This window comes from Paenibacillus thailandensis, assembly GCF_042685365.1.
GTDB lineage: Bacteria > Bacillota > Bacilli > Paenibacillales > Paenibacillaceae > Paenibacillus_AP > Paenibacillus_AP thailandensis.
In genome coordinates this window covers 556,789-575,352 of the sequence record NZ_JBHUMY010000006.1, presented here as the reverse complement: position 1 = coordinate 575,352, position 18,564 = coordinate 556,789, and the positions used below count along the sequence as shown (strand labels likewise).

The 18,564-nt window shown below is 53.1% G+C and carries 20 protein-coding genes; 2 read left to right on the top strand and 18 right to left on the bottom strand.

Annotation, left to right across the window (positions count from 1 at the left end; translation table 11 throughout):
• Positions 1 to 8: 8 nt before the first annotated feature.
• The 8 genes from ACFSW5_RS07560 to ACFSW5_RS07525 all read right to left on the bottom strand — a co-directional run bounded on the left by ACFSW5_RS07560 (position 9) and on the right by ACFSW5_RS07525 (position 7,119).
• Entirely contained in the window at positions 9 to 1,196 is a 1,188-nt protein-coding gene (locus tag ACFSW5_RS07560; protein ID WP_379270886.1) for an amidohydrolase, read from the bottom strand.
• A 121-nt stretch (positions 1,197 to 1,317) separates the two neighbouring features.
• Complete coding sequence (locus ACFSW5_RS07555) at positions 1,318 to 2,328, bottom strand: LLM class flavin-dependent oxidoreductase (protein ID WP_379270884.1); 1,011 nt, start codon at positions 2,326 to 2,328, stop codon at positions 1,318 to 1,320.
• Positions 2,329 to 2,417: 89 nt separating this feature from the next.
• Positions 2,418 to 3,170, bottom strand: a complete 753-nt coding sequence (locus tag ACFSW5_RS07550; protein ID WP_379270881.1) for an amino acid ABC transporter ATP-binding protein — start codon at positions 3,168 to 3,170, stop codon at positions 2,418 to 2,420.
• On the bottom strand, positions 3,167 to 3,877 hold the full coding sequence (locus tag ACFSW5_RS07545; RefSeq protein WP_379270879.1) for an amino acid ABC transporter permease: 711 nt from the start codon (positions 3,875 to 3,877) through the stop codon (positions 3,167 to 3,169). Before ACFSW5_RS07545 ends, ACFSW5_RS07550 begins: the two co-directional genes overlap by 4 nt.
• The gene (locus ACFSW5_RS07540; protein ID WP_379270877.1) at positions 3,867 to 4,661 is read right to left on the bottom strand and encodes an amino acid ABC transporter permease; all 795 of its coding nucleotides are present in this window, start codon (positions 4,659 to 4,661) and stop codon (positions 3,867 to 3,869) included. Before ACFSW5_RS07540 ends, ACFSW5_RS07545 begins: the two co-directional genes overlap by 11 nt.
• A 39-nt stretch (positions 4,662 to 4,700) precedes the next feature.
• Positions 4,701 to 5,543, bottom strand: a complete 843-nt coding sequence (locus tag ACFSW5_RS07535) for a transporter substrate-binding domain-containing protein (RefSeq protein ID WP_379270875.1) — start codon at positions 5,541 to 5,543, stop codon at positions 4,701 to 4,703.
• A gap of 37 nt (positions 5,544 to 5,580) precedes the next feature.
• Positions 5,581 to 6,099, bottom strand: coding sequence for a GNAT family N-acetyltransferase (locus ACFSW5_RS07530; RefSeq protein ID WP_379270872.1), 519 nt, complete (start codon positions 6,097 to 6,099; stop codon positions 5,581 to 5,583).
• A gap of 141 nt (positions 6,100 to 6,240) precedes the next feature.
• A complete protein-coding gene (locus ACFSW5_RS07525) occupies positions 6,241 to 7,119 on the bottom strand; it encodes a LysR family transcriptional regulator (protein WP_379270869.1) in 879 nt (292 codons plus the stop codon).
• A gap of 264 nt (positions 7,120 to 7,383) precedes the next feature.
• Here ACFSW5_RS07525 and ACFSW5_RS07520 point away from each other — a divergent pair, with 264 nt between their 5' ends.
• Positions 7,384 to 7,917 (top strand): GNAT family N-acetyltransferase, encoded by a 534-nt coding sequence (locus ACFSW5_RS07520; RefSeq protein WP_379270866.1) that lies wholly within the window; start codon positions 7,384 to 7,386, stop codon positions 7,915 to 7,917.
• Between the two features lie 38 nt (positions 7,918 to 7,955).
• Here the strand turns inward: ACFSW5_RS07520 and ACFSW5_RS07515 are convergent, their stop codons facing one another.
• The 7 genes from ACFSW5_RS07515 to ACFSW5_RS07485 all read right to left on the bottom strand — a co-directional run bounded on the left by ACFSW5_RS07515 (position 7,956) and on the right by ACFSW5_RS07485 (position 15,435).
• Positions 7,956 to 8,501 (bottom strand): AAA family ATPase, encoded by a 546-nt coding sequence (locus tag ACFSW5_RS07515; protein ID WP_379270862.1) that lies wholly within the window; start codon positions 8,499 to 8,501, stop codon positions 7,956 to 7,958.
• A gap of 203 nt (positions 8,502 to 8,704) precedes the next feature.
• Positions 8,705 to 9,262 (bottom strand): MFS transporter, encoded by a 558-nt coding sequence (locus ACFSW5_RS07510; RefSeq protein WP_379270860.1) that lies wholly within the window; start codon positions 9,260 to 9,262, stop codon positions 8,705 to 8,707.
• A gap of 31 nt (positions 9,263 to 9,293) precedes the next feature.
• Entirely contained in the window at positions 9,294 to 9,584 is a 291-nt protein-coding gene (locus ACFSW5_RS07505; protein WP_379270857.1) for a hypothetical protein, read from the bottom strand.
• A 55-nt stretch (positions 9,585 to 9,639) separates the two neighbouring features.
• Positions 9,640 to 10,185 carry an OsmC family protein gene (locus ACFSW5_RS07500; protein ID WP_379270854.1) on the bottom strand — a complete coding sequence of 182 codons (546 nt, stop codon included), beginning with the start codon at positions 10,183 to 10,185 and terminating at the stop codon, positions 9,640 to 9,642.
• Between the two features lie 291 nt (positions 10,186 to 10,476).
• The gene (locus tag ACFSW5_RS07495; protein ID WP_379271068.1) at positions 10,477 to 11,730 is read right to left on the bottom strand and encodes an MFS transporter; all 1,254 of its coding nucleotides are present in this window, start codon (positions 11,728 to 11,730) and stop codon (positions 10,477 to 10,479) included.
• 704 nt (positions 11,731 to 12,434) lie between these two features.
• Positions 12,435 to 12,965 (bottom strand): hypothetical protein, encoded by a 531-nt coding sequence (locus ACFSW5_RS07490; protein ID WP_379270850.1) that lies wholly within the window; start codon positions 12,963 to 12,965, stop codon positions 12,435 to 12,437.
• Between the two features lie 76 nt (positions 12,966 to 13,041).
• A complete protein-coding gene (locus tag ACFSW5_RS07485) occupies positions 13,042 to 15,435 on the bottom strand; it encodes a glycosyl hydrolase family 95 catalytic domain-containing protein (RefSeq protein WP_379270848.1) in 2,394 nt (797 codons plus the stop codon).
• A 163-nt stretch (positions 15,436 to 15,598) separates the two neighbouring features.
• On the opposite strand from ACFSW5_RS07485, the gene ACFSW5_RS07480 reads away from it, so the two are divergent.
• Entirely contained in the window at positions 15,599 to 16,504 is a 906-nt protein-coding gene (locus tag ACFSW5_RS07480; RefSeq protein ID WP_379270846.1) for an AraC family transcriptional regulator, read from the top strand.
• A gap of 37 nt (positions 16,505 to 16,541) precedes the next feature.
• Here the strand turns inward: ACFSW5_RS07480 and ACFSW5_RS07475 are convergent, their stop codons facing one another.
• Genes ACFSW5_RS07475 through ACFSW5_RS07465 form a run of 3 tightly spaced genes read right to left on the bottom strand, consistent with a single transcriptional unit; the run spans position 16,542 to position 18,546 of the window.
• On the bottom strand, positions 16,542 to 17,072 hold the full coding sequence (locus ACFSW5_RS07475; RefSeq protein ID WP_379270844.1) for a DinB family protein: 531 nt from the start codon (positions 17,070 to 17,072) through the stop codon (positions 16,542 to 16,544).
• A gap of 5 nt (positions 17,073 to 17,077) precedes the next feature.
• Positions 17,078 to 17,287, bottom strand: a complete 210-nt coding sequence (locus ACFSW5_RS07470; protein WP_379270842.1) for a maltose acetyltransferase domain-containing protein — start codon at positions 17,285 to 17,287, stop codon at positions 17,078 to 17,080.
• A gap of 32 nt (positions 17,288 to 17,319) precedes the next feature.
• The gene (locus tag ACFSW5_RS07465; RefSeq protein ID WP_379270839.1) at positions 17,320 to 18,546 is read right to left on the bottom strand and encodes an MFS transporter; all 1,227 of its coding nucleotides are present in this window, start codon (positions 18,544 to 18,546) and stop codon (positions 17,320 to 17,322) included.
• Between the last annotated feature and the right edge of the window lie 18 nt (positions 18,547 to 18,564).

Sequence of the window (18,564 nt, the reverse complement as noted above, 5' to 3'; positions counted from 1 at the left end):
CTCCGATTTTAATAGGATGGCCGGCTTTGTGCTCCGACCGTGAAGTTCGCAATCGCGCGTTCTGCGAGTCCGGCCAAAAAATCGGCCGCGATCGGCAGGGCGCGTTCATCCAGATCGAAAGCCGGATGATGCCATTCGTGAGGCCCCGCCGTTCCGAGAAATACGAACAAGCCCGGCACATGCTGCTGGTAGACGGAGAAGTCTTCTCCGGCGGGCGAAGGCGTCGGAACGACGGGCAGAAGCCCTAATTGCTCCGCCTCCTTCCAGCCCAGCCCGGCCAGAGCTTCGTCGTTGCGGACCGGCGGCGGTCCTTCGACCCAGCGTATGGATGCGCTTGTTCCATAAGCGGACGCCACTCCTTCGACGACTTGGGCAAACCGGTCGAGCACGCGGCTGCGGACGCCCGCATCAAACGTACGTATCGTTCCTTCAAGCACCGCCTTCTCGGGAATAACGTTCCAGACGGTGCCGCTATGCAGCTTCGTCACGCTGATGACGGCGCTATCGAGCGCGCTTACGCTGCGGCTGACGATCGACTGCAGCGCCGCCACGATATGCGAAGCGGTGACGATCGGATCGATGCCCGCCTCGGGTACGGCGGCATGCGAGCCTTGGCCGGCCACCTCCACGACAAAACCGTCTGCGGCAGCCATAAGCGGACCGCCTTTAATGCCGATCGTGCCTACGGGAAGATCCGGTTTATTATGCAAACCGAATACGGCTCGGACCCCTTCAAGCGCGCCGCTTTCCACTACTTTGCGCGCACCGGACGCCTTCTCTTCGGCAGGCTGGAACAGAAGTCTGACCGTCCCCTGGAGCTCATCCTCCCGTTCCTTCAGCAAATAAGCGGCGCCGATCAAAGCGGCGGTATGAAAATCGTGGCCGCAGGCGTGCATTTTGCCCGGAACGGCCGAGGCAAACGGGAGACCTGTCTGCTCCTGAATCGGCAGCGCATCGATATCCGCCCGCAGCGCGACGATCGGCCCGCCATGCCGGCCTCCTACCTCTGCGATGACGCCCGTCCTCAGCGGATAGCGCGCAATTCGGATGCCTTCCGCCTCAAGCCATCGCTTTATTCTAGCCGTTGTTTCGAATTCCTCGTGCGACAGCTCCGGATAACGGTGCAGTTCCCTGCGGATCTCCGTCAGCCGTCCCGCAAGCGATGCCGCGCTGCGATACTTGATTTCTTTGCTCATCAGCGCTCCTCCTCAGACGTTTTGTGAAGCTGGGCTTCTTCGAATATCATCGCAACAAAACGTTGCTTCGAAAGCATCCGCTTCGTTTTGTGAAGCTGGGCTTCCAAGTTTCATAAGCTATTTAAGCCGTCACTTCTGCAAACGCCTCGCTTAACAGCTCATATGAACGAACCCGCTTCTCAAAAGGCGCGATATTCGTCGTGACGATAAATTCATCGACGCCGGCCGCTTCCTGCAAAGCAAGGAGCTTGCCGCGCACGGTCTCTTTGGAGCCTGCCGTCACTAACGGCTCCTTCTCTTCGATGGTATACGGCTCGCCGGCTTGGCGTCCGTACTCCTCCGCCTGCTCGACCGTTCCAAGCGTCACTTTGCGTCCGCTGGCGAGATAGACCTTCACCAGCTTGTGAGGCACAATCAAGCTTTCCGCTTCCTCGTCCGTATCCGCAACGATGGCGGACAAGGCCAGAATCGCCTGCGGCGAAGACCCGTGCGCGTAGTTGAACTGTTCCCGGTATTTCTGCACGGCCTCAACGGCCGCCTGTTCATCGCCCCCGATAAACAAGGAGAATACATAAGGGAGTCCGAGGCTCGCCGCCAGCTCCGCGCTGCTGTTTGAAGCGCCGAGCAAATGAAGCTCCGGCTCAATTTCCGGAAGCGGCGTTGCCTTCAAGCCCGCAAGAGGGCCGCCTTCGTCCGGATTTCCCGCCAAATGCTGGCGCAGCTCGATAATTTTGTCCGTCAGCGATTGCGGGTTTTCGACTCCTCTCTGAAGCGCCTGCGTGCTGCGCGGCAAACCTCCCGGCGCTCGGCCGACGCCAAGATCGACGCGGCCCGGCGCAAGCGACGCGAGCACATGAAAGTTTTCCGCCACTTTATACGGGCTGTAGTGCTGAAGCATAATGCCGCCCGAGCCGATGCGGATCCGATTCGTTTTGGCAAGCAGATAGGAGATCAGCACCTCCGGCGACGAACCCGCCAAATGCTCCGAGTCATGATGCTCCGATACCCAGAACCGGCGAAATCCTAGCTCTTCCGCCCTTTGCGCCAAGACAAGCGTATGAGCGAAAGCTTCCGTTGACGTTTCGCCCGGATTGATCGGACTTTGGTCCAAAATACTGATCGCGACGGACATTTTCATCCCCTCCTAAAATCTAATGCCCTATCGGGCGTTAACTGAAAGCGTACGCTTCGTTTAGTTGAGCACGGCCTCGAAGGCAAGCGCTATATCGAATAGCTCGGCTCCGGGGCGATGCGCTTTAGAAACTGCTTCGTCCGCTCTTCTTTCGGATTTCCGAACAACTCGGAAGGACGGCCCTCCTCGACGATCATACCCCCGTCCATGAAGACGACATGACCCGCGACATCCTGCGCGAACCCCATCTCGTGCGTGACGATTATCATCGTTATGCCTTCCTTGGCAATCCGGCGGATGACGTCCAGCACCTCGCCTACAAGCTCCGGGTCGAGCGCAGAAGTAGGCTCGTCGAACAGGATCACCTCAGGCTCAAGGGCAAGCGCCCGCGCAATGCCGACGCGCTGCTGCTGGCCGCCGGAAAGCTGGCTCGGGTAAGCGTCCAGCTTCGCTCCAAGCCCTACTTTCTCAAGAAGCCGGATGCCGCGTTTTCGCGCTTCTTCCTTGTTCATTTTTTTCACGACGATAAGCCCTTCGGTCACATTCTCGAGCGCCGTTTTATGGCTGAACAGGTTGTACTGCTGGAATACCATCGCCGACCGAAGGCGCAGCGCGCGAATATCCTTCTTGCCCGCGCGTCTGCAATCCAGCGTAAAATCCCCGATGCGGATTTCCCCGTCGCTAGGCTTCTCCAAATAGTTGATGCAGCGGAGCAGCGTCGTTTTTCCCGACCCGCTTGGTCCCAGGATGGCTACGACCTCGCCTTTCTCTACCGTCAGATCGATGCCCTTCAGCACTTCATTCCGGCCGTATGATTTTCGGATGCCGCTTAGCTTGATCATGCTACGCCTCCTCTGCTGTAAAGGTTGATTCTCCGCTCGATAACGCCAGCAATGCGTTCAATCAGGATCGTCAAACCCCAGAAGATCAAGGCCGCCGCCAAGTATGCCTCAAAAAACTTCCAGTTGGTCGAAGCGACGATCTGAGCCTTCGCGTTCAAGTCTACGACCGAAACCGTAAAGGCAAGCGTAGACCCGTGCAGCATGCCGATGACGGAGTTGGACAAGTTCGGCAGGCTTGCCGCCAGCGCCTGGGGAAACACGATACGGCGAAGCGCTTGCGGCGTCGTCATGCCGACCGACCATGCGGCTTCGATCTGCCCGCGGTCCACGGCGAGCAATCCGGAGCGGACGACCTCGGACATGTAAGCGCCGGCCGTAATGGAAAAGGAGATGAAAGCAAACGCGATCATCGGAATTTTGGCGGAATTCCATTCGAGCCCGAGCTGCGCGGCAAGCCCGTCCACGATCATCGGTACGCCGAAGTAGATGAGCAGCAGATGCGTCAGCATCGGCGTGCCGCGAATAAACGTCACATAACCGGCCGATAGCTGAGACAGCACCGGAACGCGGTAAATGCGGGATAACGCCGTTGCCGTGCCGATAATAAAACCGCATAGGACGGAAACGACCGTGATGGCCAGCGTAGTCGGAATGGCGGATTGCAGCTGGATGAAAGCCGTCCATATAAAGCCCGGATCAAGCTTCATAGCGCGGGACCTCCTTGTTGTCCGGAATGAGTTCACGGGTCAAGCGGCTAAGCGTCTGGCGCCGTCGGAAGGCGAACCGGCCTCCGTTCCCGGTATCCTTGCGCATATGGCGCTGAAGCCTTCGTTCCAGAGCAAATATGACACGCTCGAGCGTAAAGCAGATAACGAAATAGATGAGAGCAAGCGAAACGTACGTTTCCATAAAATGCTGCGTCAACGTTCCGAGCGTTTGCGCTTTTCCCGTCATTTCCATAACTCCGAGCGTAAAAGCGAGAGAGGTATCCTTCAGCATGGCGATAACCGCATTGCCGAACACCGGTATCGCTATGGCGATCGCCTGCGGCAGCACGATCCGGGTAAAAGCCTGATATCCCGTCATTCCGACCGCATATGCCGCTTCCACCTGTCCGCGGTCGACGGCCGACACCGCAGCCCGGATATTTTCCGAAATATAAGCGCCTGCGTGAAGACCGAAAGTCAAAATGACAAAGAAAAGAACGGGCACTTTCGAAGCGTCGATTCGGATTAGCTTCAATATTTCCGGAAGGCCGTAATAGAGCAAGAACAGCTGGATAAGAATCGGCGTTCCCCGGAAAAAAGAGACGTAAACCATAGACAGGTTCCGAAGGACCGGCACTTGGTACAGACGCGGCAGCGCCGCCAGCAAACCGGCAATCAGCCCTACCGCAACCGCTCCCGCCACGATCTGCAGCGTCGTACTCAAAGTGCTCAGAAGCTTGGGGATAAATTCGAATACATAGGCGATATCGAAGCCGTATTCCATCTTGCGTTCTCACCCTTTTTCTTAAAATCGACCGATGCGCTATTTGGAGGCTTCCGCCGTGTAATCCGCGCCAAGCCACTCCGTGCTCAGCTTGCCGAGCGTTCCGTCGGATTTCAGCTCTTTCAGGGCCGCGTCAATCGCATCGGCCAGCTTCTGCGAATCGGCCTCGTCCTTGCGGAAGGCGAACAAAATATCGGCTTCGCTCAAATCTTCGCCGACCGTCTTCAGCTTGGACTGCGGATCAACCAAGGAAAGCGTAAAGTCGGCCCCGATCGTGGCGGCGACGCGTCCGGTCGTTATTTGGCTGACGGTATCGTTGGCCGCGCCGTTTTGATATACGATATCGATTTTCTTCTCATGGTCCTTGTTATAATTTTCAAGAATTTGCGCTTGCGCGCTTGTTGAACTGGTCAATACTTTTTGGCCGGCCAAGTCGTCGAGAGACTTGATCGATTCGTTGTCCTTGGCGACAATAATTTTATTCCGCCAGTACGCGTAAGGCTCTTTGTTAAACAAATATTTCTGTTCCCGCTCCGGATTTTTCTCGATCTGGTGCGCCACGAAATCGATTTTCTTCGTTTCCAGGCTGAGCAGCAGGTTCGAAAATTCCATCGTTTGGAACTCAAATTCATAATCGGAGAGACGCTTGTCGATTTCTCTCACGAGCTCCACGTCAAAGCCGGTCAGCTTTCCGTTCTCGTCGATGAAGCACACCTTCGGAAAGCCGGTCCCCGTTCCGACGATAATTTTTGTCGGTTCTCCTGCGGATGCAGGGCTTGCGGAACTGTCTTGTCCGCTTGCTTTATCGGCGGAGTTTGTACCGCACCCGGCAGCCGCCAGCGTAAAGATTAAGGCTGCGGACAGCAGAAATGTTTTCTTCATCGAAATGACCCTCCGTTGTTTCTATTTGTTTGGTTCGTTATGATTGCCGGCTGTGCGCAAACAAAGCGGGATTGACCACTTTGCGCAGCAAATGCATGATGCCGTCGCCGTTGCCCGGATCGACGGTACGGATGCTCTCGTAGCCTCTCCGCTTATACATCGGAAGCAGCCAAGGGTGCTTCTCTGCGGTTCCCAGCGTCACTGCAGGAGCTCCAAGCTTGTCGCGTATAACGCTTTGCTCCATCCATGTCAGCAGCTTGTCGCCGTAGCCTTTTCCTTGCTCGCTGGGATGTACGGCAAACCATTTGACAAACGGCAGCCCCGTTTCTTTCGTAATCTGGTCGGTTTTCGAGAGCGTAATCGTGGCTACGATCGTGCCGTTGACCTCCAATACATAACACTCGTTCTGTGCGATGTTATCCCGGATCTGTGCCAGGCCGGCGTTTGCGGCCGGCCAATGAAGCTTCAGCTCCCGGATAAGCGCGTAAGCTTCATGGATTACTTCCCGCAGTCTCTCCGCGTCTTCCAAGCCGGCTTGACGAAAAATTTCGCTCATGACTCCACCCCTTTTCTAAATAAACATAGTTCCTATAAACTTAGTGAGGATTAATATGCTATTAATGTAACACCGCCCGTCTTTTTGCGCTAATAGACTTTCTCTATCGGTCGATTGAAAAACTAATGAACGGCAAGGGGACTAGATGCTGTATACGCTCTCCTTGGTGAGAAGCGCTTCGATAAACTCCTCGTTCTCTCCGGTTAAGGCGATAAGATTCGTTTGAAGCGAGATTCCTTTCGTTTCTTCGATCTCAATCGGGATTAAGGCGCCTCTGCTCGTTTCCTCTTTCACGCATAAGCCGGGAAGGAAGCAGATTCCCGCTTTTTGAAGAACCAGCTTCTTGGCCGTCTCGGAGTTATCCGCATGAAACACGATATTCGGCGGATGCTCCAAATTTTCGAATACGCGATGCAGCCGCAGCCAGTCCAACGAGCCGCATTCAAAGAAGACCAGCGTCTGGTGGCGAATATCGTGTATAGAGACGCGCCCCGCCGCGGCAAACGGGTGTCCTTCGTAAACGTACAGCCGAATCGGGTCCTCGCAGAACGAATAGGATTGCAGCGAAGGATGCGCCAGCTTCCTTACGAAGGCAATGTCGATTTCCCGTTCCAGAAGCTTGTGCACCAGATCGTCCGAGGGAGCTGTTGTCAGCTTGAACGTCAACTCCGGGAATCGTTGTCTCAATCTGGGCAATAAATCCGGGATCAAATAATTCGACACCGATACCGTGCTGCCGATCCGAAGCTCGTTTCGTCGGGTCCCCCGGTTCTGAAGGTGAAGCTTCCCTTTTTGCATCGTTTGAAGGATCTGCTGCGCATAAGGAAGAAATTGTTTGCCTTTCTCGGTAAGCAGAATTTGCTTTCCGAGCCGGTCGAACAGCCTGCAGTCCAGCTCCCGCTCCAGCGTCTGAATCCGTGCGGTTACGGACGGCTGGGATAGGAAAAGCACCTCTGCGGCTTTATTAAAGCTGCCGTAATGGTTCACATACACGAACGCTTCGATGTTCTCGATGTTCATCGTCGCTTCCCTCCGTTAACTGCTCGTATAAATACGTAATTCCTTATCGAAAAACAAGGAATTAAATCAATAGAGAACTACTGGCTCGATAAGGTATGGATAGTTTAAATCAGAGGAAATGAATCTGTCAATTTTTAACTTTGACCCGTTTACGACCGATCGATAGACCTTTTCTATGCATGTATTGAAATTTATTTTACTATATAGGAATAGTCGGAATTATAAACTATAGTAGTTGTATAACTTAGGAAGAGGAGTGGGAGCATGAGATCAGCCGATATCGTTATTCGGGATGCAACGGAGGAGGATCGCAAGTCTTTTATACAGGTATTGTTAGACGCTTATAAGCAATACGCGGATGAGCTGCCCGGCCCGCAGTGGGAGCAATACAAAGAAGCGCTTGGCGCCTCTTTCGATGAAGGGAAACCGATCGGCAGAATCGTCGCAACGCTGGAAGGGCGCATAGTCGGCAGCGTCCAGCTGTTCGCTTCCTCCGCAGAAGCATACGGCAGGCCGGAGCTTGGCATTCATAATCCGATCATCCGGTACTTGGCCGTATCTCCTGAAGCACGAGGAAGAGGCATAGCGGCGCTGCTTATAAAGGAAGCCGTCCGGCGCTCCCGCGCGCTTGGAGCGAAGCAGCTCAATCTTCATACTTCCGACATGATGGACTCCGCCGTCAGGCTGTATGAGCGGCTTGGGTTCGAGCGGGCCTATGAGACGGATTTGTACAACGGCGATACGCTCGTGAAAGGCTTTCGGATCGGGTTGTATGAAGCCGCCCATCGAAAAAAATAACCAGCTTCCGCTGGTTAAGCTTGAATTGGAATACCGATTTATGGAGCGAAAAGAGCTTCTTGCAACCGATTTGCAATTTCGAAGACCGTTTCGTTCGGCGTCATCTCGGAGGAATCGAGCCACAAGCCGATTCGCGGCGTGTTTTGCCGCAATACCCGGTCCAATCCTTCGACCGTCCATGCGCCGTACCCTTTTTTCATTCGCCTTGCCTCCCTGTCCGCAACCGCTTGGGGATTCGGGCACAGGACAACGACATAAAGAGGACGGGTTTGGATATACGAAATCATATCGGTTAGCACCGGACCTACCGCCACGTCTTGCAGGACTACCGTAAACCCGGCTTTCACGTAAGCGTCCGCCGATTGCGCGGCAAGACGGTATCGAAGCAGAAGCTGGTTTAATTCCTCCGTTCCGCTAGGATTCGGCTTCATTTCCTTTCGATGATTGACGATCATTTTTCGAAACGCGTCGCCGCGAAGATGGACGGACTTGTCCAAGCGCTCGGCGAGGAGCTGCGCAAAGGTCGATTTTCCGCTGGCCATGATGCCCGTTATAAGAATGATGCTTGGTTTTTCAGTTATCACCGGCCGCTTCCCCCTTTCGTTTGTCATTCTCCTCCTCTCCCTGTTTAGATTCGATAGTCTTCTTCCTCTTCCCTGCTTTCTTGTTAATCGCATCGCATGAGCAGTAGTCTCCGTTTCTTTCGCTTCTAAGACCGGTTATTTCACGGCTTCAACCGCATAACGGTTGCGCCGCAGCGAGAGTCGTCCCTTTTTACCGCTTTTTATTAAACTCCCGGCTTATTGTCCAATTCCGGTACGCGGGGTTTCTCGGCCATAAAAGCTTTGACCCACCGGGCAGCGCCGAGCAGCGCGAGACCCGTAAGAAGAAAAACGAACGGGATGCCGGTCCGTCCGCCAATGAAACCGCCGAGCAGAGGACCGGCCACAATTCCGAATTGATTGGCGGATTGGCTTAGACTGACGGCTCTCCCGCGAAAATCCGGCTCCGCATATTTGATAATGAGAGCGTTCAGCGCCGGATACACCGCCGCAAAAAACAGGCCGTAGCCAAATCGCAACAGGCCGAAAGAGACGAGATTGGGAGTAACAAGCTGCAGAAGATTCCCGATGCCGCCGCCGGCCAATCCGATAAGCAGCGTTTTCTCGTACCCGATCCGACCTCCGATTTTCCCCCAGCGCGATCCCATGATGACCGTTGCCGCGCCAACCGCCGAAAATACGATGCCTGAGCTAAGCGTTGCGTTCCGGACGGGGCCGCCCAGCTGCACGACATAGATCGTTATTAACGGCTCGAGAATGAGCACGGAAGTCGATACCAGCAAGATCAGCCCGTAAAGTTGGACTAACCGGGGGTTAGCCGCCGCTTTTTTTCAAGTCTTGCAGAATGTTCGATCGATTTGCCGCATTACGCGCATGAACTTCTTTGACGCCCAGGACGATGACGGCGGAGAACAACGTAATGATCCCCGACGCAATGAAACATCCCCATTTGTCGGCGAGCGAACCCCAGAATGGAGCGCAAAGGCCGCTGATCAGAAAGCTGATGGAAACGGAAAGGCCGGACCATGCTTCCAGTCCGCATTGGATTCCGAGATTGTCCTGCAGGAACAAAGGGAAAAACGGAACCGAAAGCGTATAAGCCATATGATTGAAAAACAATCCGAGCCATAGAATATATAAATTCCGCTTCCAATGCATTCTACACGGTTTCGGCCTCGGGCCGGCCAGCGATCAGCTGTCCTTCGATCCGTTGGGGGTTGCTCAGCAGATTGAGAATCGGGCACACCTTTTCGATCGCTTCGTGCAGCGCCTGCAGCGTTTCCTCGGATTCGTCGGATTCCACGATCAACTTGTAACGAATGTTATGGGGATAGATCGGCACATCCTCGTAGCCGGGACGGCCGGCTAACGGGTGCATCTCTCCCTCGACCTCGACTTCAAGCGAGCGAAGGGACACTTGTCTTTCGGCGGCTTGGATTAACGCGATATGCGTCAGGCAGCTGTCAAGAACCCCGAGCTGGAGCTCAGGCGATGACGGACCCAGATTGTAACCCGCGAAATCCGGCGGACTGTCGCTTATTACCTGAAAATCGCGGATTCGGATTTCCCGGACGCCGCTGCGCCCCAACGCTTTTACCTTGGCGCTGAATTTATTGCCGGCTTGAACCGGCTGCTTTTCGGCTTGAGCTTTGCGGGCTAGCAACGCCTCTCTTTTGTGCCGCAAATATTCGTTTAACGTCGACATGCGCGATAATCGCTCCTTTCCAATATAGTCGATTATTCCAATGATAAAAGTTGCTATTATTACTATAGGGTATACGAACGGCGCCGTATAATAGAAAAGATCGATACGGACATATAAGATTTATATTCATGGGTTAACGCCGTCCCGCATCCGAACCGCCGCGTTGCAACAAAAAAAGGCCAACCAGAAAAACTGGTTGACCTCATAATACGAAAAGAGACCCTGACATCGACTTGTCAAGGTCTCGAAGCTATTCAAGCTAATTAGATTCTCATCTTTATTAGACTCCATTCAATCCTGTGCAGCTTCCTTCGGAAGCGGCTTGCCGGCTTCAACCAATCGCTTGTTGGAAATGAAGAAAACGGACAGCACAATCAACAACAGTCCGGTTCCGATTAGCAGCCATTCGATATCGACCGCATCGGCAAGCGGCCCGAATATCAGCATCCCGAGCGGCATCATCGAAGTCGAAATCATCCCAAAAACGCCGAAGATCCGCCCCATATAATTGCCGTCCACCTTCTCCTGCAGCATGACGGTCGTCGGCGTATTGAAAATAGGCATCGCGACTCCGAACACGGCCATTACCGCCAAGTAAATCCAAAAAACAGGCACAATGCCGAGCGCGAACGTGCATACGCCCATGATCAGGCTGGCGAAGGTCATGGTGTGCACTTTATTTTTAAAGCCGCCCCATGCTGCGATGATGCCCCCTCCTGCCATCATGCCGATGGAAAACGCAATTTCGATGGCGGTCAATTGCCAAACATCGTCGCCGAAGGTTCGCGTCACTTGCAAGGGGGTCAAAAAGGCGGCCGGAGCCATAAGGACGAAGAAAAAGGCGAAGAAAATAAAAAAGGTTTTCAAAAAGGCGTGCCGGCCGATATAAGCCAATCCTTGTTTGAAATCGTCCAAGTAGCCCGTCGTTTGCGCATCGGCCGCCTTTTCGTGCAGCGGGATTTTGAGAAAGATTAACAATGTAAAAATCGCAATGGCCGCTGTAACGACATCGATGAAAAATATAATTTCAATCGATGCGATCGACAGGATTGCCGCGCTGACGATGGGCGCAACGAACATGGTGATGGCTTGCAAGCTGCCGTTGATGCCGTTTACTTTCGTCAGCTTATCCTGCGGTACGATCTGCGGCAAAATCGCCCCGACTGCAGGCGTTTGAATGCCCGCTCCCAGCGCGCGAACGGCGGCGATCAGGAATAGCAGCCAAATCGCTTCGTACCCGGCCAAAAATGTAATGGCCAAAATCAGCGTAACGACCGCAATCATAGCGTCGGCTAACATAATGAGCTTTTTACGATTGTAGCGGTCCGCCCAAACGCCCGCGAACGGCGATAAGAAAAACGTCGGAATAAAGCCGCATATAATATAAAGCGTCATCATAATGCCGGACTGCGTATTCAGTGTAATATACCACATGATGGCATATTGTACCAAAGCGGAACCGAACAAAGAGAGCGTCTGGCTGCTTAAAAAAAGGATGATGTCCCTCTTCCATTTTTTCTCTATCCATTCATTGGCATGCGACATCGTCTCTAACCCTTTCACATATAAGACATAGATTGGCCAAGCCACTATTCCTAATCTTCTATTATGCCCATAGAGGTATAATCCATATACGTTAGCTGAGGATCTGCTAGACCGATCCCGTTTTTGTAAACTAAAGTTCTGTCGTTAGCTCTCCCCCTTTCCCCCAATGCAAAGCTTCTTCGGGAAAGTCAACCATACGCTCTGCGATTTAATCAACGATAGCGACCCGGAGCCGCAGCCAAGCTCCAAACCTCTTTCGCCAATTTCTATAATACGTTCAAATGGTTGATCGTTTTCAAAATTCCAACGCGAACGATCTAAATGGCTCACCGGCTTTGATTCAAATCCGCCCTCGCCTCAAATTCACCAGTCCGCTATCGGCAAATTACTATAAAAAGAGCCGCATTTATGCGGCTTTAAAGCGTTTCTGTTCTTGTCGCGCAACATTTATCGTTCCTCTTGGAAATGGAGGTCATGAAAGCGGGAAACGGGGCGAATCTTCGAGAGTTTTCCGTAAAACGTCACTGTTGTGAACCGTAAACCGTCAGCGGTGATCCGTTTAAGCCAAGGTTTATTAAATAATCGGTGGTTTGTTTGTATCCGACAAACAACAAACGGTTGCCCGCACTTTCCCGCCGCCGGCTGCCGCCGGCTCCGAGCGCGCGAATCATCATTCGCAGGCTTGGGGCCGGCGGCAGCCTTCATTAATCCATATAAGGGGAAGAATCAAACTCGATCACGCACATATGGTTGGAATGCTCGATCAGCGAGGACAGCTTCGTCGCTTCGCGTTCTTTTTTCCGGGCTAACGTCAGATAAGCATCGGGGTCGTAAAGCGTCACGCTGAACAGATGATTTGACCGTTCGCCGTAACCTCCGGCATACTGGCGCTCCATTTTTTTGCGGCCGCCCAGTACGCGAAGCTGCTCGATTTCGGACCTCATCTGCTTGGCAAGCTCGATGGCTTCCATGACCGTAATCGTTCCGCCGTCCCACTGAATTACGTTAACCGTATTCGCGGTCGCCATCCGGAGATCCAACTGCCGGTAATCGCGCATTGCCCGCTCAAGCTCCGCCGTAATGATGTCGACCGTCCGCGCCGGGTACTCGGCGGTTTCGCCCTTGTCGATGACGGCTACGCTGTTCGTTATACGCTCCTGCTCCAGTTGATGAATCAGCCGCTTGATCGCCGCACGTACGGCGAGCGCTTCGGCCATTGTAATGGTTGGGTTCATCGATCCTAGTGTCACCTCTGTAGATAATTGTATCTACTAAACGAAAACTCTCATAAAAAGTTGCTAAAACTTTATTTTAGGTTGATACAAAAAGCCTGCCCTTTTTGTTCATAACTACCTCGTAACAGCCGCTTCCCAGAGTGGATGGCTTGAACGATGCCTCTTGACCCGACAATCTATAATGCTTCAAATCGGCCGGAAGCTTCAGCACAAACGACGCATCCCGATCCGCGGCAAGCTCCGCCTCAAACTTCCCGGTCGCCTTGTTCCATGAGATCGCCGCTTTCCCGGCGCAAAACCGAAGATCCGACACTTTGCCGCTCGTCCATCTGTCCGGCAGAGCCGGCAGCAGTTTCACCATTTTCGGCGAGACGTAGAGCAGCATCTCTTGAACGGCATTCACCCAGCCCATGTTGGCATCAAGCTGGATGGGGGCTTCCGCCATATTCATGCAAATTCCCATGTTCCGCCAATCATTGTGCAGCGTCATGAAATTGTTCAACAAGCAGGAGCGGGACAAAATATCGAGGCATTCCAAGGCCTTATTTCCGTCGCCGAGCCGGGCGTAGATGGCGGCCATATGGGCAAGCGACCAGCCGCTTTGTGCGCCGATCAGCCGTTTCTTCACCGCCGTCTCGAACGCTTCGAACCGTTCCGGCAGTTCTTCCCTAGTGAATTCCTGACCGGGGAAGATCGGATAAATATGAGACAAGTGGCGATGGTTATACCGGTCATCGAATCGTTCATGCATCCATTCGCGAATCGCTCCGTCCGAATTTACTTGGTACTCGGGGATCCTCTTCAGCATCGCTTCCCATTTCGCGATCTCCTCGGTATGAACGCCCGCCTCGCGGCTTCCTTCGACCAAATGCGAGAGCAGCTCTTTCAGAAGCGCAAAATCCATCGTCGCATTGATTGTCGTCGGCATCGGGTGGGCCAGAGGCTTGCCGTCCGTCGGCATGAAGTTCTCCGGCGTGTTCTCCGGCGAAACGGAAGGATAGAACTTGTAGTACCCGTCATCGCCTTGCACAACGAAATCCTCGTAAAATAGAGCCGCTTCCTTCATAAACGGAAGAATCTTTTCCACTAAAAGGTTCCTGTCGCCGGTATACAAATAATATTCGTAATAATGTCTCGCCAGCCAGGCGGCAGCACCCGTCCAGTTCATAATGACCGGCACGATCTGGTTCGGTACTCCGATTCCCGGCGTCGACCCGGCAGGAATATAGATACCGCGGCAGCCATACAGCTTTCTGGCATTATCTCTAAAGTCGTCCGTCATGCTGTCGTAGTAGCGGAAAAGAGCGGGCATCAGCTCGGTCAAGCCGCCGGCAGGGACATGCCAATACATCATTTGCACGTTTTCGTTCGCCATGTTGTGACACCAGATCAGCCGGTAGTCTCCGCCCCACAGGCCGTACAAGCCGAAGGGATAACCTTCGGCGCGAGTTCCGGAGATGAACAGATATCGGCCGTAAGCCCACATTTTCCGAACCAGTTCGGTTGGGGCCTCCCCGTCGTAAGCTTCCAGCAGCAGCTCCTCGTTCGTCCGTTCCCCCTCGTCGCCTTCCAGCTCCAGCTTAGCGGTATGGAACAGCCGCCCATGGATGGCGGCGTGAGTCGCCAGAAGCTCCTCATAGCCGGCCGAAATGCCGGATAGCTCGCCCTTCAGCTTGCCCCATTCCTTCTCCCGCTCGCCTTTCACGAACACTTTGACGACGGCCAATACCCGGGACGCTCCGCGGAACTGAATCGCCTGCTTCTGCTCCGTTTCCAGTGCTCCCTTCTCCGGGATGACGCGCATGACGGCGCCAAAGTCCGTTCCGTCGTCATTGCGGACAGCGTAATAGAGATAACCGTTCTCCGCTTTTACCTGAACGGTAGCTTCCATCTCCTTGCATGCCTCAATCAGCCTCGGATTGTCGGTCGGATGGAACGCGAGGCGCAGCTCTCCCTGAAGCTCTTGTCCATCTGTCTGGATATCGTAGACGATCGCCTGGTCGGCTCTTGAGACAAAGAGCCTTCTCACATAAGACGTCCCGCCGTCTTTCCAGCTGACCGCGATCTCCCCCGTCTCCATGTCCAGACTTCTGCGGTATTGCTTGAACGCATGCTCGCAGGCCATGGCCAGCTTCAGCTCCGCTACGGGAAACCTTGCAGCCAAGCGGGTGTTATATCCCTTTTCCTTCAAGGCGTTGGTCAAATGCCAGCTTGCCTCCACATATTTTTCCTCGTCCATCATTTTGCGGGTCTCCGGGAGCGTGTGGCTCACGTCGGGAAGGACATCTTTATGGCCCCAATGCCACAGATCCTCGTGCGTGATCAGAACGGTCTCCTCCTGGACCGCACCATAAACCGAAGCGCCGATCGTTCCGTTGCCTGACGGCAATCCTTCCCTCCACATATTTTTCCACCACGAGGCCGGATATTTTAGAACAAGCTTGTTCCTGCCGCCGGCTGTTGCGTTCATTCCAATCATCTCCTATTCGGCTTTACTGTTGACCGTTAAGACTAGTATAGGAGCGGCGGACGGTTTGCGTCTTTGGATTAAAACGTTTTCATTTGTCCTTTTTTCCAATATAATAGGAGTGATTCGTTTACGCCCATCCCGGCAACTACGGAGGTGCACCTTCTTGAGAATCCCGATTTATAGCTTTCGTGTGGACTATGTTACGTGCTATTCGGAATTTAACCCTTTGCTATTGTTCGCCCAAAAATACGTATTTGGACCGGGCGAGCAATGTCCTTTGCGCAGATGCTACGCCAGCGCCATTATTTTGATCGAATCGGGCAAGGGCCGGCTTGAGCTTAATGGGAAACGCTGCGATGTTGAGCCGGGTTCCCTGGTATATATTTCCGCAGGTTCCGTGCATCGTTGGACGGCCGATTCGCAAGAGCCTATGGTGCAGCGGTGCGTTTATTTCGACTGGAAATATGTGAGCCGGCCGGATTTTCAATACCAGCGCGACTATTTTTGCGGCATCCAGACGTACCGTAAAGAGCTGATATCCCCGCTCCCGGAGCTTGAGCTGCAAGAAGTGATCCGCAGCGGCAATATTCAGCTCTGGGTCTCTTACTTCAACACGCTGACTCCACCGCCGGAAATTCTCGGACAACGGAATCCGTGGTACAAGCTGCAATACAACGGCGCCTTCCAGACGTTCTTGCATCATTATATGGCGTTAGCGATGAAGAAGGGGGCCCGCGACCCTAGAATTTCCCGAATTCTATCGCTTATGGAGAAGGAGACGCCGGAACAATGCGAACGAAATCTGTATCGATGGGCTGAGGAACTGGGACTCAAAAAAAGCCGGTTCCATGCTTTATTTAAAGCGGACACCGGCTACACGCCAAACGATTATGTAAAAAGGCTCAAATACCGCCGGATCGCGGAGGACTTAGCGGGCTCGAACCTTTCCATTACGGACATTGCGTCCAAGCACGGCTTCTCCTCGATTCATTATTTCTCCAAGGCCTTCCGCCTGACAACGGGCTTATCTCCTTCGGAATATAGGAAAAAGTACGGTCCGGCGCTATAAAGAGGAGTGAAGCAAACGATTGCGGCGCAAGCGCATATTATTGAGACATGGAATTTTCACGGTACCACTTTCTAAGCTGATTAATATGAGCTTGATGATAGCGGCTATGGTCGGCCATATGCCATATGCCCCAACGCAAAGTTGCTTGCTTTTCATTTGCATGCCCGAATGTAACCACTTTGTCCAGATCGGCATCCGTTAGTTGCGTACACGAGTCTCTCAACATAGTTAAGACGCCTTCATAATTAGACATAAGGGAACTCAGTGATATCCCTTTTACCATCGGAAGCTTATTATTTTCATCGATCATCGGACCGTATTGTTCCATTAAAGCCTGAGGAAGCGGTTGTCCTTTTATTCGATAAACCCAATTCAAATCGACATACAAGAGATGTTTTATTAATTGGGCGGTACTATTAAACTTGTCATTAGGCCCCTTGTAATCGACTTCTTCCTGCGACATGCCCTCCGTAATGACACGGAGTCGCTCGTTATTCTCTTTTACGGCTGAATACAATATTCCCACAACAGGCGACATGTTGGCTTCGCCTTTCAAATCGTAAAGCATACCGGTTAATCCTCCTTTCCAAATCCGTTATCGATTTGCTTAATTACTTTAGCCGGGCAGCCGCCTACGACCGCATTGTCATCATCCGACTCAAGCGACTGATTGAACTGCCGTGTGAGCCGGCGCGCGTTCAAACGGTCCTGCACTAACTCCGCGTCACCCGTCTGATATAGTTCGCCGCTTATCATCTTTTCTTTTTCGGTTTTTAATCGCATACTGACATCCTTTCGCAGCACATGGCCGATTTTTATAAATGCATGCCTTTAGAATTCGGCCGATTGTTCAACATATAGTTTACTTTCTCCGCGCTCATCATCATCAAAACATTGAAAGCAAGCACAATAAAAGGGAACAAAGCTATACTCGTTTGCGTGGCGATTGCCCCGAATAACGGAGGAAGAAATGTGGTTCCCGTATAGGCGACTGCCATCTGATAGCCCATAAGCTTGGCGGAATTTTCCTTACCGAAGCGCGCTGGCGTTTCATGAAGAAGACCGGGGTAGATGGGGGCAAGCCCAAGTCCAACAAGAATAAGCCCAGCCAGGAAAAGTTGAGGCAGCGGAAACAACAGCATGAGCCCGCCCGCAATGGCGATCATCTGACCGCAGCGGATTAACAGCCGATTGTGGACTTTCAGAGCGATAAAGCCGGTAATGAGCCTTCCAATAGTTATCCCGCCGTAGTATAAAGATATCCATCCGGCAGCGGTCTCGGCTGTCATATTTCTTGCGCCTACCATATAACTCGCCCCCCATAATCCTACCGTGGATTCCACCCCGCAGTAGAACAAAAAAGCGACAAGCGTAGGTTTGACGCCCTTGATCCGGAGCACGTTAGCGTTGGATCCGCCTGCAGATCGTACCGGCTCGGATCCGGCTTGGCCTTGCGGGATCTTATAATTTAGACGCTCAACCTCCCTCGTCGCAGCGATCCGTTTCCAGAGGGGGAGCGTAACCAGCAATATGACCGCGAGTGCGAACTGGATGATAGATACCGCTGCATAGCCGTCTCTCCACGAGTGATGTTCCGCCATATAATAAGACATGATCATGGGTCCCATCGTTGCCCCTACACCCCAGAAGCAGTGCAGCCAGTTCATGTGATGGGCCTTATAGTTTTCCGCTACATAATGATTGAGCGCCGCATCGATGGCACCTCCGCCCAGACCGAGAGGAACGGCCAAAAATATAAGCCAGACCAGCGAGGGTGCCGTAGAGAATCCAAGCAGCGCTCCTGCAGTAAGACAGCAGCTGATCAAAGTAATTTTGCCCGTCCCCACTAGCCGAACCATAGTCCCGCTTGCCAGGCTGGATACGATGGTTCCTCCGGCTACAATCATGGACAAAATCCCCGCGTAGCCAAATGAAGCGCCCAGCTCGGGCCGCATCGCAGGCCATGCCGATCCAAGCAGAGAATCGGGAATTCCGAGGCTGATAAATGCCAGATAGATAACAACTAAAAATATGGTAGCCATCGTGCAACTCCTTCTGGA